Source organism: Dokdonia sp. R86516 (assembly GCF_044596715.1).
Classification (GTDB): domain Bacteria; phylum Bacteroidota; class Bacteroidia; order Flavobacteriales; family Flavobacteriaceae; genus Dokdonia.
Window position 1 is genome coordinate 3,282,935 of the sequence record NZ_CP138998.1, and the last position, 15,348, is coordinate 3,298,282.

Here is a 15,348-nt window from a genome sequence, read left to right on the forward strand (position 1 = left end):
TTTAGACAAAATAAAAAAGTATATAAAGCATAGCAGTATTCTCGATGCTTATCAGAAGTCGCACTCTAATTATGCAGTGCCTGTTGTAAAACATTTAAATAAATGAAAAAAAATCTAAACCTTCTATTAGTAATTGCTGCAATTTTAACAATCTTCGGTTGTGGAAGTGACGAGTCTAGTAATGAGGAAATGACAATAACTCCAGTTAATAGTGCTCCAAACTCGTTCTCACTTTTAACGGTAAGTAATGAAGCAATAAATGTAGCTCTAACACCTACATTAACATGGAATGCGTCAATAGATTCAGATAATGATCCAGTCACTTACGATTTAGTATTGGATAATAGTCCTAGTCCAAATACAGTAATAGCATCCAACTTAGTAGAAACAGAATTTACACTTATTGACCCGTTAGAATTTCCGCAAGTTTTTTATTGGAAAGTTATAGCTAAGGATAGCGATGGAAATTCAACTGAAAGTGGCATTTTTAGTTTTACTACAATTGATTTATTTTCTCAAACAACAGATGTGGTGACAGGATTATCTAACCCTGCTGGATTAGTATTTGATGGAAATGATTTATACGTTGCCGAAGTTGGTGCTAATAAAGTATCTCAAATAAATGTTGAAGCTACTAACCCTAACGCAACAGATGTTTTAACAGGATTGTTTACCTTCAGACTAGCTATCTCTGGTGACGAATTATATATCTCACAGCCTCAGGCTAACCTTATCTCTAAAACGGATATCACTGCAACTACACCTACTGTAACACCTGTAGTTTCAGGAACGAATGGAGCTTCGGGATTAGCATTTGATGTAAATGACTTATACGTTACTGCACCAGATGTTAATGAAATTAATAAACTCGACATTTCAATTGCAAATCCTACGCTTGAGAATGTAACGATACTCGATTGCTGCGTAAGACCTGATGAAATATTACTAAATGGCAATGATTTATATATAGCATTAAGAACTGCTAATAAAATTATTAAACTCGATATCTCAACCACGCCACCTACATCGATAGATGTGGCGACAGGATTATCTCACCCTTCAGGATTAGCACTTGATGGTAATACACTATACATTGCCGAATATAATGGCAATAAAATATCTAAAATTGATATTACATCAACTACGACTACTGTAACAGATGTAGTAACGGGATTATCTGGCCCAAGGGGATTAGCACTTAATGGCAACCAATTATATATTGCCGAATACAATGGCAATAAAATATCTAAAATCTATGTTCAATAAGAGAAATATCTCGAACAATAAGAAACTGATCTAAAGAAATGTTACTGGTTTATGTTATGCAATATTGGCTTCGATGTTATTCGAAGCTTTTGCATGTTTTCTGAAATCTACAAAACCGTAATTTTCACTTTTAACTAAGGAAAATGATAAGAGATTTTGCTGTATCGTCGGCGGAAAAAAATGCTCGCATACAAACCCGCAACTATTCTTATTTATAAACGCGACGAACGATTACCAAAAGACATGTTTTTTATCTCAAGATAAACCACCTTCGTGATGAGACTCCAGTAACTAACACTTTGCAACTTTTTATTGTTACGCTTTCGCGAAAGCGTATTCATCACTTACATTTTTGAAAGCGCTACGTACAGCAAAATTATTTCAAAATTCATTGTATATTTAGATCGAACAAATAAAACCATACGTTAAAGCAAAACAGCAATCCCGATAACTATCGAGAGCCGCTCTCACTTTATACGGTGGACTGGTTACAATAATATGACCGAAAAACAGGAAAAGATGAACAAATTGAATAAAACTGAAATTTTGACTAATCTATTGTGGACAGCATTCGGAATGATAGGCGGAATAAGTTATTATTCAAAATCGGAATATTTAATTTGCGGAATAATGTCATTAATCGCAATTTTATATGCTTATAAATTAATTAAAACATTAACAGGAAAATGAAAAAAATAAATTTTGAAAATTTATCTTGGAATTGGACTAGAATTGCTCTTTTAATATTAGCATCGTTATGTTTATCAGTAGGTTTCGGACTACTTTTAAACTATAAAAATGGACTGATTGCAAGTTTAGGGTTTGTGATTTTGATTATTATGCTCAGCAAAAGATTTTGGTATAAAAATTATGTAGAGTATAATAAATTAGGAATTGTGATTAAGCTTAATTTGATAACTGATAGAACGATTAAATTTAATGAAATTGACAAGATAAATATCAATGATAATAAGTTAATAGTCAAAATAAACAGTGAACGAAAATTTGAATTTCAAATAGAGGATATAGATAGTTCTGATATAAATAAGCTTCTTAGAATATTAGTTGAAAACTCGAAATCCATTTTTACTGATAACAGAACTGAAAAATTATTATTGCCAATCGAGTAGACGGCTCTACTAGCAACTAACAGAGTACGCCTACCACATCACCGTATCCATTAGGCAAGCTCAGGACAGGCTATACGGATCTGTTGGTATTAATTGGGGGTAACCACCTCAAAACAATTATAATATGGAACAAAGTGCTCAAAAAAAGAAGTGGATTTTTTTCGTAAGCATTGGAATTGGAATTTTTATGTTTTTAATGATAAAAGACTATCTATGGTCTATGATTTTTGAATAACAGCAAAGGCGGAAAAAGATAAGGCCAAAACCAAAGAATATATTCTTCATCTTACAATAAACCATATCCAAGTTAGCTACATCATTAGACTACATTAATGAGATAACTTACCACATTAATTCATTTTAGGGCAATAGCAACATGTTTATAGATCAGGAGGGAAAATTTAAAGAGGTACTATCGCAGATAGAAGGGCGTGTAAATGAACAAAGTTTCTTTAATAAGTTCTTAGAGCTGTATCCAGAAGTTTGGAAAAAACATAAGATTACTTTCTCAAAATTCAATAAAAGTAAACAGGCTAAACAATCAATTCCGTTGCCTAAACCTGAAATTTCATTAAGGAAGGAAATCAGGAAATGGTTACAAAAACAATGATTTCCATTTCACTATCTGGAAAAAACAGAAATAGCATCACCCATTCATATTTTCGCGAAAGCGTTATTACCTCAACCCTAAACAAGGAGATAGGACGTTTAGCTTTACCTTATGATTAGAATACTAGTCGGCTTGAGACATTGAGGTACTTTTTACAAGTTTCTCTACCGTAAGTCCTTGTACTAAAATGGAAAATACCACGACAATATAAGTCATCACGAGAAACATATCTCTGTACATATCTTCAGAGAGACTGAGCGCTAGTGCTATAGAAATCCCGCCTCGTAGTCCGCCCCAGGTCATTATGAGGTTTGTTTTTGGCACAAAATCGAGCTTGTCTTTAAAGACCCTTATAGGTAACCACAATGATATATACCTGCTTATGAGTACGAGAGGTATGGCGATTACTCCGGCAAGTAAATAACTATTTTGATAGGTGAGAATGAGCATTTCCATCCCTATGAGTACAAATAAAATAGCGTTGAGCAAGATGTCTATGAGCTCCCAGAATTTATCTACATAATGCTCTGTCGTCTCAGACATTGCGGCTGTGCGCACTCTATCATTCCCTATTAATAATCCGGCAACTACCATCGCTAGTGGAGCAGAAAGGTGCAGCTGTGTTGCTAGCACTGTACCCACCATCACAGCCGCAAGTGTGATAATCACTTCTGTACTAAAATCATCTATAGATTTCATCATTTTATACGTGATCCACCCTATAATCATTCCTAGCAGTATTCCTCCTAGTACTTCTTGACCAAATAACGTCAAGATATCTAACGGTGTCACAGGGCTGTCTTTTGCACTTGCAATCCCAAAGATGGTCAAAAACACCACTACTCCTACCCCATCGTTAAAGAGAGATTCTCCCACGATTTTAGTTTCTAGTTTTTTAGGCACTTTGGCTTTTTTAAGAATCCCAAGTACGGCAATAGGATCTGTAGGCGAGATAAGAGACCCAAAAAGTAAACAGTAAATAAAGTCTACCTCCATACCTAGTAGCTGCAGCACGTAGAACACAAGTGTCCCTACTAGAAATGTAGATACAAGCACACCTAAGGTTGCAAAGGCTAGTATAGGCCAGCGCTGCACTTTGAGTTGTTCAAAATTAGTGTGTAGCGCTCCTGCAAATAGGAGGAAACTAAGCATATAATCCATAAGGACTTTCTCAAAGTCTATCTCTTTAATGAGTTGTATTTCGGCTTTGAGTAAGGTATCATCAAAATAGCTTAAAGCGAAAACAGCTAGGGTGTAAACAATGGTGATGAGCATAAGCCCTATGGTAGTAGGCAACTTAAGAAAACGCGCATTTATGAACCCAAATAAAGCTGCAAGAAATATCAAAGCTGCTATAATAATGTAATAATCCATAGTATCTATTCTTAAATCGCAAGTCTTCTATCACATGGATAGTAGCACTGCTATGTTGTATTTAATTTATAGGTGTAGAGCCAGCTGGCACGTTACAATGTTAAAAATAATAGCGCTACTAGTGCCATAAAAGCTTGTTAAGTTTTCTATACGTCTGTTTCATAACGGATGAGACAAGTATAGGTCAGTGTCTAAAATCTGGATATCTTTAGAGTATCACAGTATGATTTTTAATAATAGACTTTTATTGTACCTCTATGCGGCACCTCATCTTCCTATTTTGTATTTGCTTCAGTGCAACTACTAGGGCAAGTAATACATTGCCTGAAACTAAAGACACCACAATAAACATCTTGTTTATAGGCAATAGCCTTACGTACACTAATGATTTGCCAAAGCTTGTAAAATCACATGCGAAAACCAAGGGTATAAAGATTAAGACACACATGGTTGCATTGCCTAATTATGCACTTGAAGATCACTGGAATGATGGCAACATACAGCAGCTCATCGCCACTGGCAAGTATGACTATGTCATCATCCAGCAAGGACCGTCTTCACAACAAGAAGGTCGCGACATGCTTATTGACTATGGTAAAAAGTATGCTGCCCTTTGTAATAAACACCATGCTAGGCTTGCTTATTTTATGGTATGGCCCTCATTACAGTATCACCACACCCAAGACACTGTCATACAGAACTATCATGATGCCGCAACTATCAACAACGCCATCATACTTCCCGTAGGTATTACTTGGAAAGAGTATCTCAACTCTAGCAAGAGCAATGATTACTATGGACCTGATGGTTTTCATCCCTCGCTTAAAGGGAGTAAAGCCGCTGCTGCTACTATTATCTCTCATTTATTTTAGTCTTAAAACACAACATTGCTGTTTTAAAATTTATGCCAACTCTTATTAGTTATGATTGATTTTAAGTACGCTTTCGCGAAAGCGTAACAACAACCCCAATAGTGCTTCTCTAATCACATACTGTTCTATTAAAAGCGCTACTTTCTCCTAAACGCCCATTAATATTGAATGTCAACTCTTAAAATCACTCACAAAGTTTTATTAATTAAACTTCCGTATTAAAAACTAAATTACATTTGCGGCGTGAAAACAACTCTGAGACATATAAGTGTATTTATTCTAGTCGCTCTTTGCAGTATTGCAATGAGTGCTATGGATACATCATTTGTTAATCTAAGTGATAATACTACTACTTCTTCGTCTACAGAAAAAGTAACTGCAGCAGTTTCGGCAATTATTGTTGGAGAGTTACCGCAGTCTGAAGTTGTGATAGAGGCGCCGAGTAGTATTAGTGTTCCCCATCTCAAGACCTTCGTTTCTAGCTGTGGAACTTTATCCCATACTACAAATGCACTCGCTAGCAGTACGTATGCTCAGTACACAAAGACCTCGATCAATGTTTTAATACATCATCGTAAGGCAGATCACATCTTTCCTTTCCATTATTTCTGGTAATTTTTTGTATTGCTTCCAGGCGCTAGTAATTGCTTCTGGAAAACAAATAAGGCATTGCAATAATTGCAATGCCCAGTATATCAATATAAAAAAAACAATATCATGGATTTAGGAAGTATTACCGTAGGAACAATCATTGTAGCAATTTGTATCGTGCCATTTGTTATCATGGCCATCAATAAAAAGAAGAAAGAAAATAAAATGCTACAAGCACTTAATCATATCGCAACCGCTCATAATCACACCATAAGTGATTATGAGTTTTGTGGAGATTTTGTGATAGGAAGAGATAAAGAGTTGAATGCCATTTTCTTTTACAAGGAGAGTAATGGACAAGCACAATCATCCTCTGTAGATTTATCCACTATTAAGAACTGCCAGGCAGTAAAAGCGCATAGAAATGTAAAAAGTGGCGCTGAACAACTTACTATCACAGAACGCGTAGCACTGGCTTTTACACCATCAAATGCCACCGAACGAGAAGTAAGCTTCACATTATATGACGTAGATAATATGCAGCTTAACGGCGAACTACAACTTGCAGATAGTTGGAGTACACTCATTAATAAAAAGCTACAGATAGCTAGTTAAAGAAAAAAGCCCTATAAAATCTATAGGGCTTTTTCATTTTTATTTAATTAGTAATAAGTGGTTGCTTCTCTGTGTAAATTAACTAAATAACGCTTATTTTACAATCGGCGTCTTTTCTTCTCTGCTTTGAGTAATTCGAGTTCGCGGTTAGTTTGTCCTGCTACAGAGGTATTCTCCTCTGCTCGTCTCATCAAGTAAGGCATGACATCTTTTACTGGGCCAAATGGAAGGTACTTTGCTACATTATAGCCTTCCTTAGCTAGATTAAAGCTTATGTGATCACTCATTCCATAAAGCTGTCCAAACCATACTCTATTGTCTTCTTTTGCAATTCCCATTTCTCCCATGAGTTTTACAGCGAGTAGCGAACTGTCTTCGTTATGCGTTCCTAGAAAAAGTGATATGTCATCTAGGTTTTCAATGATATAGCGCGTAGTAGCATTAAAGTTTTCATCTGTTGCCTGTTTGCTATCGCATATAGGGGTTGGGTATCCTTTTTCTTTTGCTCGTTTGTTCTCCTTCTCCATGTAAGCACCACGCACAACTTTTATACCTATCTTAAATCCGCGAGCTCGGGCTTCTAGGTGCAATTTCTTTAAGTAGTCTAAGCGATCATGACGGTAGCACTGTAGTGTGTTGTATACCATAGGCTTTTCCTTATTGTATAGTGCCATCATTTCTGCCACAAGATCATCTGCCGCGTCTTGCATCCATGACTCTTCTCCATCTATCAATACTTCTACATCACGCTCGTAAGCAATCTTGCATATTGCGTTTACACGCTCTTTGATGCGCTCCCACTCTACTTGCTCTTTGGCATCTAGTTCTTCTCCTTCGGTAAGCTTTTGCCAGATAGCAAAACGGCCAACGCCTGTAGGTTTAAAAACAACAATAGGCATCGCTTCTTTCTCATCTGCAAACTTCACCAGACCTATCACCTTATTCATGCACTCATCAAAAGATGCTGCTTCTTCTTTTCCTTCTACAGAGTAGTCTAGTACAGAGCATACATTTGCACTATACAGCTTATCTACAGAGGTCATACAGTCTTGCTCATTTACACCACCACAAAAATGATCAAAGACCGTAGAGCGTATAAGACCTTCTACTGGTAAGTTGGCACCTAGTGCAAAACGAGCAGCCGCTGTACCTATGCGCACAAGCGGTTCTTTAGAAATCATTTTAAATAAAAAGTAAGCGCGTTCTAGTTCGCTATCTGATTTAAGAGCAAATGCAGTTTCAGTATTTTCAAAAAGAGAGGTTTGCATATCAATATATTTGTTACACAAATATACACCCACTTTAAACTTTTTTTACTCAAAAGTGAGTAATTTGCAACCGTTAAAATTTCAAAAATAATGACTGCCATACAAGCCGCTTCTTACGACATCGTTTTTAATGAATCTGGATATGATGCCCTTAATGTATTACTACTACAGAGCAACTACAGCAAGATCTTCGTTATCGTAGATGAGCATACACACGAGCATTGTCTTGCACCGTTTTTAGGTAATCTCGCCACAGAGATTCCTATTGAGGTTATAGAGATTCCTCATGGCGAGATTAATAAGACTATAGAAACCTGTACTGGTGTATGGGATGCACTTGCAAATCTAGATGCAGACAGAAAAGGACTTATTATAAATGTAGGTGGTGGGGTTGTCACAGACCTTGGTGGTTTTGTAGCAAGCACTTTTAAACGTGGTATGGATTTTATAAACGTTCCTACCTCTTTACTATCAATGGTAGATGCTAGTGTAGGTGGTAAGACTGGTGTGGATCTAGGTGCATTGAAGAACTTAATCGGGGTAATTAACAATCCGCAGATGGTATTGATAGACGGTGGCTTTCTTGCAACCTTACCTCCAGAAGAATTACGTTCTGGACTCGCAGAAATGTACAAGCACGGTCTCGTGGCAGATAGAACGTATTGGGATAAGCTCAAAGACTTGAGCGCCATGACTACAGATGACTTGAGCCAACTCATCTACGAGAGTATTATCATCAAGAATAATATTGTTATAGAAGACCCACGGGAGCAAAACATTCGCAAAGCGCTTAACTATGGGCACACATTAGGTCACGCCATTGAGTCGTATTGTCTAGCATCTGAAGATAGAACCACCTTGTTACACGGGGAAGCCATTGCAATTGGGATGATTTTAGAAAGTTTCATTTCGGTGGCGCTTTCAGGTTTATCACAGGATGAACTAGAAGAAATTACTGCAACCTTTAATGATATGTATGATGCGGTAGCTTTCGCGAAAGCGGATATAACCTCCATTATCGAGTATTTAAAATACGATAAGAAAAACAGCAATGGACAAATAAACTTCGTACTTCTAGAAAGCATAGGAAAACCTGTAATCGATAAACAAGTCTCAAATGACCTTATCCACGCAGCCTTTGATTATTACCAAGCTAGCACTACAAATTAAAGATAGCGCTCCTTAATAATTCTAATGTGATGACGCTCATGCCCAGCTGTGATAAAAGCCGCTGCGCGAGGACTCATAGGGCTTCCGCTTGCGGTACCTATGTTTGCTATAGTCTCCGCTGTCATAGACGCATATAATAATAAACTACACTGCCTTACAGCCACATACTCAGCAATTAGAGAGTCTATAGTGCGACTGTTTGCATCACTAGACAACACAAAATCATCTTGCTCAAAACCTTGTAAAGGCGTACTATCCATTCTAGAAAAACGTAATGCGCGATAGCTAAAAATGCGCTCTGTGTCTATAAGATGCAGCAACACTTCCTTAGGAGTCCACTTCCCTGCTTCATAACGTAATAACAACTCATCCTCAGAAAGCGAGGTGAAGAAGTCTCTAGTTTCCTCCATACCTTTTTCAAGCGCTTGAGCGATTCCTAGCGAGCCAGGTACTTGGTCTATGTACTGTTTATAATATTCATTATACTCTCCTGCTTTAAGCTCGCTAGTGTGTATCATCTTGTTTGTTTTAAAATCTAAAAGTAACAAAAAACCCTTTCTCAATAGAGAAAGGGTTTTAGTAAATGAAGTCTTATTGTAATTACACTAGATCTTGAAAGATAGAGTGCATTAATCGTTTTTTATCATTGATGCTTTCCTCTAGAGATATCATCGTTTCTGTGCGGTACACACCATCAATATCATCAAGTAAGAATATTACATTCTTTGCATGATTCGTATCTCTTGCACGTATCTTACAGAAGATATTGAACTTCCCCGTAGTTACGTGAGCCACAGTTACAAAAGGAATCTGAGCGATGCGCTCAAGTACAAATGTAGTTTGTGATGTCTTATTAATGTATACTCCTACATAAGCAATAAAAGAGTATCCTAATTTTCCGTAATCAAGTGTTAATGAGGAACCTGTAATGATTCCAGCCTCTTCCATTTTCTTAACACGTACGTGAACAGTACCTGCAGAAATGAGAAGTTTTTTTGCTATATCTGTAAAAGGAGTTCTCGTATTTTCGATAAGCATATCGAGAATTTGGTGGTCTACCTCGTCTAATTTAAATTTTGCCATGCAACTGTATATTTTGAGTATAATGCAAAAATAATAGAATAATACTGATTATTCTGTAATATTTTAATCTAATTCACGATAACGTTATCGCAGCCATTTTACCCCTAAAAAAGGGCATTAAATCGATTTTTATTAGGGAAGTTTAAACGCAGATGCATTATCCAGTATAGCATGAGCAAACTTACCATTGCTCAGAGATGCCTCCAGCATTGTAGGTTCAAAAATTATCTCCCCATCCTCTACTCGTTCTACATAATAGACCCCACGCTTTTCTTCTCCATCTTTTACATGTGCATCAACATAACAAGCACTATGCTCAGGGATTTCTTTATAAGCACTTATATCATAATCGAGCTCCTTACTACAAGCTTCAATCGCATATAATAACGCTGCAAATACATAGGCTCTAGTTTTCTCTCTAGCATAATCATCTGGATAGTGACCAGCTTCAAATAATACAGTAGGCACTCCAGCTTCTTGAAAAGCATCACCCACACAGTTATTATTAAACGCATCATTATACAACCCTATATTCCCATCAAGATCTTCTTTGAGATTTTTAAAGATATGAGCGATTACACTTGCAGACCGCTTTCGCGAAAATGTGAAACTCCTCTCCACATCTGCCGAGGGTGCGAGGAAAGAAAGTATAGATGGTTTACCTGTTTCTTCAAAACCGTAAATGGTTCTTTGCCCATGTAAATTGAAACAATAATCAGGTTTAAAAGTATCAAAAACATCACGCAAAATTTTTGATTCTGGCTGACTCAAATTTTGTGCATCTCGATTAAGATCTACATCATTTGCATTTACCCTTGTCCAGTTTTTTGAGCCATCTGGATTAAGCATTGGGATCATAAAAAAGGTGCAATTTTCAATCACTTTTTTATAAAAATCCGAGTCCTTTTTTTGCTCTAAAAAACGGCAAAAGTCAAGCATAGATTTTGTGGTTGTAGATTCATTTCCGTGCATCTGTGACCACATAAAAATCTTCACTTTCCCAGTACCGAAAACTACCGAATGAATAGGTTTATTTTCTACCGAATGACCTAGTGTATCAATCGTAAAATCTGACGATAATTGAGAGACAAAATCGGTGATAAAATCTGGTGATATATATCTGCCAGAAATAGATTTTTCTCGGCTATGTGAAAACAATTGTAATAACTCAGGTAACTCCATATGTATTCTTTGGAGCACAAAGATACTTTTTTTACAACTCTTCACTAAAACGCACTGTTTACAATTGTAAACAGTGCGTTTTATATACAGTAGTAACGTAGCGACGTACAATTTCACCAAACTTAACCAAATCTCACTATTTTACTCTTTATATATTTAAATTCAGATATTTAAACACTCAAAACTAAAGTGTTGATTAAACACTCAAATACAACTAAAACGACTTTTATAGATAAGAATACTCATAGTTTACATTTGTAACGTATCTTTGCTGTATACAAATGGAAACACTTATAAATAACAAAAAATTTGCGCGACGCCTCCAAGAAATCATGGATGCAAACGAATTGAGCGCAACCGCATTTGCCGAAAAAATGCAAGTAGGAAGAGCTACCATATCTCATCTCATGGCTGGTAGAAATAAGCCAAGTTTAGACTTTGTGATGACCGTAGTTTCAACCTTCCCAGAAGTGGAATTACAATGGCTTCTTTACGGAACAAAAGCAAGTCCAAAAACCACCCCTCCTACCCCATCAACTGACACTAATTTATCACCTGATGCGCCTTCAAAATATAGTCAAGAATTCGCATCAAAGACAAGTGCTACTCCACCATCAAACATGGAGCAAAAAACACTCAAAAATATCACTGCTTTTTCCTCCTCAAAATCACCTATTAAGAGAGTGATTATTTTTCTAGAAGATGGAACTTTTGAGAGCTATGAGATGTAAAAACCATCTCTTCAACATCTCAAAAAACCGCCTCAAAGTGAGATGATTTTTGACTAGAAATATTCAGCTATTTATCCTCATAAAAATATCTTCAGACTTACTATTAATTACTCACGCCCCTGTGTTATTTTTGTAATCTATGAAGAATCAATGGAAAGCTTTTTTTGTAATATTTAGTGTTTTCGCTTTAAGCTGTGAGAGCCCAGAACGTAGCTGTAAAGATTTTAAAACAGGCACATTTACTTTTGAAACCCTACTAGATGGAGAGCTCGTAGCAACCACTTTTGAACGTAACGACACACTAGAGATTGATTACTATAAAGGTAAAGCAGACTCCTCTTCTGTGCGATGGATTAATGATTGTGAGTACATCGTTAAGAAGTTGAACCCAAAAAGTATGAGTGAGGAAAAAGCACTCCATATGAAAATCATAGCTACTGACGGAGATTTTTATACCTTTGAGTACTCCCTCGTAGGAGAAACCAACAAACAACGCGGAACCGCAAAAAAAACGACTAACTAATGTTTGACATTCTTACCACTGCAGATGCTTGGATTGCACTGCTTACGCTTACCTTTCTTGAAATCATATTAGGTATAGATAACATCATCTTCATATCTATCGCCGCAGAAAAGCTTCCGCAAAAGGATCGTAAAAAAGCGACTAATATTGGTCTTGCACTTGCAATGGGTATGCGTATCGCATTACTTTTTGGGATATCGTGGCTTGTGGCCTTAAGTGCTCCTTTCTGGCATATAAACGCAAGCTGGATAACAGGAGGGATAAGCTGGCAAGCGGTTATACTTCTTGCAGGAGGTATCTTCCTTATCTGGAAGTCTGTACACGAGATACACGAGAAGGTGGATGAAACAGGACTAGAAGAAGAAGAGATTTCAAAAAAGAGCTCTACTACGCTAGGTAATGCTATTGTACAGATTGCAGTTATTAATCTTGTATTCTCTTTTGACTCTATACTTACGGCTGTCGGAATGACTAACGGACTCTCTGACAATCCAACAGATGCATTAATCATTATGGTGATAGCAGTTGTTATCTCTGTGGGGATAATGATGCTCTTTGCAAACCCTGTAGGAAACTTTATTGCAAAGCACCCATCTTTACAGATTTTAGGGCTGTCATTCTTAATTTTAATAGGTTTTATGCTTATTGCAGAAGGCGCGCACCTATCACACCTAGAAATCTTTGGATCAAGCGTAGGAGCCATCCCTAAGGGTTATTTATACTTTACGATTGCCTTCTCATTACTGGTAGAGTTTATAAACTTCAAATACAGAGCAATGAAAACAAAGGACTCTGGAGCACAAATACAAATGAAGAAAAATGTAGAGCACCTCAAAAAGGACTAACATCTTTCTTACAGAATGTAAAAAGTGTCTCTAAGCTACGGCTTAAAGACACTTTTTTTATATGATAAATCATCGCACTATTTAATGGAGCTTAGTTTTGCAACTTAGAAATCATCATCATCCATAAGTCTCTCTATCTTACGTTTTTCCCAAGTTTTATTAAATATAGGGCTCCATCCATACACCTCAGAGGCGTGACCTACAACGCCCCAGCCCCATCCTAGAATAGGGAAAAGTGCCCAAGGAAAACTGGTAGACATCACGTTAAAATAAATAAAGACAGGCACCATAATCGCATAAATAGTGAAGTGTATGTAAAATCCTTTGAGATCTTCTACTTTCTTTTTTGCACGTTGATAACGTTTATCCTCTAGATACTCTGTTTGTTTAGGTTCAAAACTAGCTTGTCCAGCTTGTGTAAGTAGCGGCACACCCACTTGAAAGTTTGCACCATCATCTTTTATAACAACATCACTACTCGTGAGCAGGCCATAGCGCTGGCGTATGTTTTGTAAACCTACACCGCTACTCTTCTTTACTACTTGTTTTTTCTGGATGTTATTAGTCACATATAGCGTATTTCCCTCTTCATAGATTCTTATATGAAGCTTATTTGAAGGAGTTACTTGGTTATGCTTTACGGCATTTTCTAATAGTAATTGTAACGATAGCGGCACCACCTTGTACTCTGAGTGAGAAGATTGCTCAGGTATGTCTACCACAATACTGTCTTCAAAACGCATTTTAATAAGATTCATATACGTACGAGCAAAGGCAAGCTCCTCCTCTAGCGGTACTAGTTCTTTATTTTTTTGCTCCAGTACATATCTGTATACTTTTGAAAGCGAAGTGGTAAACTTGGTTGCCTGTCTAGGGTTTTCCTCAATAAGACTTGCCAGCACATTTAAACTGTTGAATAAAAAATGAGGATCCAGCTGATTTTTAAGCGCATCAAATTTTGCAGAGGCGGCTCCTGCAATAATTTTAGATTCCTTTACTTTACTCTCTTGCTTTCTCTTCCAGCGACTCACCGCATAAAACGAGGTAGTTGCGACAGCTGTTATTATAAAAGGAAATATATAATCCTCCAGACCTTCACTAGCCCAATATTGATCTAAAGGAATGTTGTAATACCTTGTGATAAGTAGTAATCGCAGTACAAACACCGTAACTAAAGTCACAGCAATATGCGCAATAAGCGCATAAGTAAGCACCTTAAAATTCCACAGAGTAGCGGTAAAACGTTTTCTAAAATTTACTATAACCATCGTATTTACTGCATACAGCGCTACAGAAAAGATTTGGTTTTGGATAAAAAAGGTTATTACTCCATCTCCATACCAAGGGTTACCCAGCACGTACAGTATAATACTATGAACGATAAATATGGTTAAGCCTACAATATTTGCCTTTGCAAACTCTGTTAGATAATACTTCATTTCTTCTTAATTACAAGCCTCTGCATTTTCTAAAGCTCTTTTTATATTGCCTTTGGGATGGAACTCCGTCTCAGGTTTAAAGGTAGCAAAAAGCTCAATGGCGTGCTTTAACTCTGCACAATACGGTTCTATTGAGCTGCCAAAGTACTTTGCACTCCCCATATCCCACTGCGCCTTATCTGCTATAAAAATTGGATTATCTGGATCTTTCTTAACCATTTTCTGGTACAGTTCGCCTATGGTACCGGCAAATTTCATTCCATACTTCATACCATCATAAGCTACCCACACGGTATATAGTTGCGCTTGTAGATAATCTGCATACGGGTTATCTTTTTCTATCGTACGCATTGCATTGATATACTCCTGGGCCTTATCTCCATTAACTTTAAGCGTTGTTTCATTTTGGTTTTCAAAATCTCGCCAGTTCTTCACAATGGCTATTTGTGCCACGTGGTACGAGGGCAACCAGTTATCCTTTTCTACCGTTGCGATACGCTCAAAAAGATTTGAAGCTTCATCAAGTTTATCTTGATCCCAGAGTTCCATTGCTTTGCGCATACCCTGCTCATATTTAGTTTGAGCTACAAGGAAGGTACTGCTGCATAATGCGATAATAATAAGTAAGTGTTTCATAATAGTGTTGTTT

The 15,348-nt window shown here is 36.9% G+C and carries 16 protein-coding genes; 9 read left to right on the forward strand and 7 right to left on the reverse strand.

Going from position 1 to position 15,348, the window contains the following annotated elements; genetic code table 11:
* Nucleotides 1-102 precede the first annotated feature (102 nt).
* Nucleotides 103-1,266 carry a hypothetical protein gene (locus tag SJY23_RS14690; RefSeq protein WP_396596929.1) on the forward strand — a complete coding sequence of 388 codons (1,164 nt, stop codon included), beginning with the start codon at nucleotides 103-105 and terminating at the stop codon, nucleotides 1,264-1,266.
* A 686-nt stretch (nucleotides 1,267-1,952) separates the two neighbouring features.
* Nucleotides 1,953-2,396, forward strand: coding sequence for a hypothetical protein (locus SJY23_RS14695; protein ID WP_396596930.1), 444 nt, complete (start codon nucleotides 1,953-1,955; stop codon nucleotides 2,394-2,396).
* Nucleotides 2,397-3,129: 733 nt separating this feature from the next.
* On the opposite strand, the gene SJY23_RS14700 is transcribed toward SJY23_RS14695, so the two are convergent.
* On the reverse strand, nucleotides 3,130-4,380 hold the full coding sequence (locus SJY23_RS14700; RefSeq protein ID WP_396596931.1) for a cation:proton antiporter: 1,251 nt from the start codon (nucleotides 4,378-4,380) through the stop codon (nucleotides 3,130-3,132).
* Nucleotides 4,381-4,700: 320 nt separating this feature from the next.
* Here SJY23_RS14700 and SJY23_RS14705 point away from each other — a divergent pair, with 320 nt between their 5' ends.
* The 3 genes from SJY23_RS14705 to SJY23_RS14715 all read left to right on the forward strand — a co-directional run bounded on the left by SJY23_RS14705 (nucleotide 4,701) and on the right by SJY23_RS14715 (nucleotide 6,458).
* On the forward strand, nucleotides 4,701-5,252 hold the full coding sequence (locus SJY23_RS14705; protein ID WP_396596932.1) for an SGNH/GDSL hydrolase family protein: 552 nt from the start codon (nucleotides 4,701-4,703) through the stop codon (nucleotides 5,250-5,252).
* Between the two features lie 243 nt (nucleotides 5,253-5,495).
* Nucleotides 5,496-5,867 carry a hypothetical protein gene (locus SJY23_RS14710; RefSeq protein WP_396596933.1) on the forward strand — a complete coding sequence of 124 codons (372 nt, stop codon included), beginning with the start codon at nucleotides 5,496-5,498 and terminating at the stop codon, nucleotides 5,865-5,867.
* A gap of 102 nt (nucleotides 5,868-5,969) precedes the next feature.
* Nucleotides 5,970-6,458, forward strand: coding sequence for a hypothetical protein (locus tag SJY23_RS14715; RefSeq protein ID WP_396596934.1), 489 nt, complete (start codon nucleotides 5,970-5,972; stop codon nucleotides 6,456-6,458).
* 98 nt (nucleotides 6,459-6,556) lie between these two features.
* Here the strand turns inward: SJY23_RS14715 and SJY23_RS14720 are convergent, their stop codons facing one another.
* Nucleotides 6,557-7,726, reverse strand: coding sequence for a proline dehydrogenase family protein (locus SJY23_RS14720; RefSeq protein WP_396596935.1), 1,170 nt, complete (start codon nucleotides 7,724-7,726; stop codon nucleotides 6,557-6,559).
* Nucleotides 7,727-7,816: 90 nt separating this feature from the next.
* On the opposite strand from SJY23_RS14720, the gene aroB reads away from it, so the two are divergent.
* Entirely contained in the window at nucleotides 7,817-8,896 is a 1,080-nt protein-coding gene (aroB, locus tag SJY23_RS14725) for a 3-dehydroquinate synthase (protein WP_396596936.1), read from the forward strand.
* Here aroB and SJY23_RS14730 read toward each other — a convergent pair.
* The 3 genes from SJY23_RS14730 to SJY23_RS14740 all read right to left on the reverse strand — a co-directional run bounded on the left by SJY23_RS14730 (nucleotide 8,893) and on the right by SJY23_RS14740 (nucleotide 11,179).
* On the reverse strand, nucleotides 8,893-9,414 hold the full coding sequence (locus SJY23_RS14730) for a DinB family protein (RefSeq protein WP_396596937.1): 522 nt from the start codon (nucleotides 9,412-9,414) through the stop codon (nucleotides 8,893-8,895). The two genes, aroB and SJY23_RS14730, sit on opposite strands and share 4 nt — an antisense overlap.
* Nucleotides 9,415-9,496: 82 nt before the next feature.
* Entirely contained in the window at nucleotides 9,497-9,979 is a 483-nt protein-coding gene (locus SJY23_RS14735; RefSeq protein WP_013751723.1) for an Lrp/AsnC family transcriptional regulator, read from the reverse strand.
* A gap of 132 nt (nucleotides 9,980-10,111) precedes the next feature.
* Entirely contained in the window at nucleotides 10,112-11,179 is a 1,068-nt protein-coding gene (locus SJY23_RS14740; RefSeq protein WP_396596938.1) for a M14 family zinc carboxypeptidase, read from the reverse strand.
* A gap of 263 nt (nucleotides 11,180-11,442) precedes the next feature.
* Between SJY23_RS14740 and SJY23_RS14745 the strand changes: the two genes are divergently transcribed.
* The 3 genes from SJY23_RS14745 to SJY23_RS14755 all read left to right on the forward strand — a co-directional run bounded on the left by SJY23_RS14745 (nucleotide 11,443) and on the right by SJY23_RS14755 (nucleotide 13,260).
* Nucleotides 11,443-11,892: a helix-turn-helix domain-containing protein gene (locus tag SJY23_RS14745; RefSeq protein ID WP_396596939.1), complete on the forward strand. Its 450-nt coding sequence runs from the start codon at nucleotides 11,443-11,445 to the stop codon at nucleotides 11,890-11,892.
* 139 nt (nucleotides 11,893-12,031) lie between these two features.
* Nucleotides 12,032-12,415: a hypothetical protein gene (locus tag SJY23_RS14750; protein WP_035336426.1), complete on the forward strand. Its 384-nt coding sequence runs from the start codon at nucleotides 12,032-12,034 to the stop codon at nucleotides 12,413-12,415.
* The gene (locus SJY23_RS14755; RefSeq protein WP_035328452.1) at nucleotides 12,415-13,260 is read left to right on the forward strand and encodes a TerC family protein; all 846 of its coding nucleotides are present in this window, start codon (nucleotides 12,415-12,417) and stop codon (nucleotides 13,258-13,260) included. Before SJY23_RS14750 ends, SJY23_RS14755 begins: the two co-directional genes overlap by 1 nt.
* 104 nt (nucleotides 13,261-13,364) lie before the next feature.
* Here SJY23_RS14755 and SJY23_RS14760 read toward each other — a convergent pair whose 3' ends face one another.
* Nucleotides 13,365-14,699 (reverse strand): histidine kinase, encoded by a 1,335-nt coding sequence (locus SJY23_RS14760; protein ID WP_396596940.1) that lies wholly within the window; start codon nucleotides 14,697-14,699, stop codon nucleotides 13,365-13,367.
* Nucleotides 14,700-14,705: 6 nt separating this feature from the next.
* Nucleotides 14,706-15,335, reverse strand: coding sequence for a hypothetical protein (locus SJY23_RS14765; protein ID WP_396596941.1), 630 nt, complete (start codon nucleotides 15,333-15,335; stop codon nucleotides 14,706-14,708).
* Nucleotides 15,336-15,348: the final 13 nt, after the last annotated feature.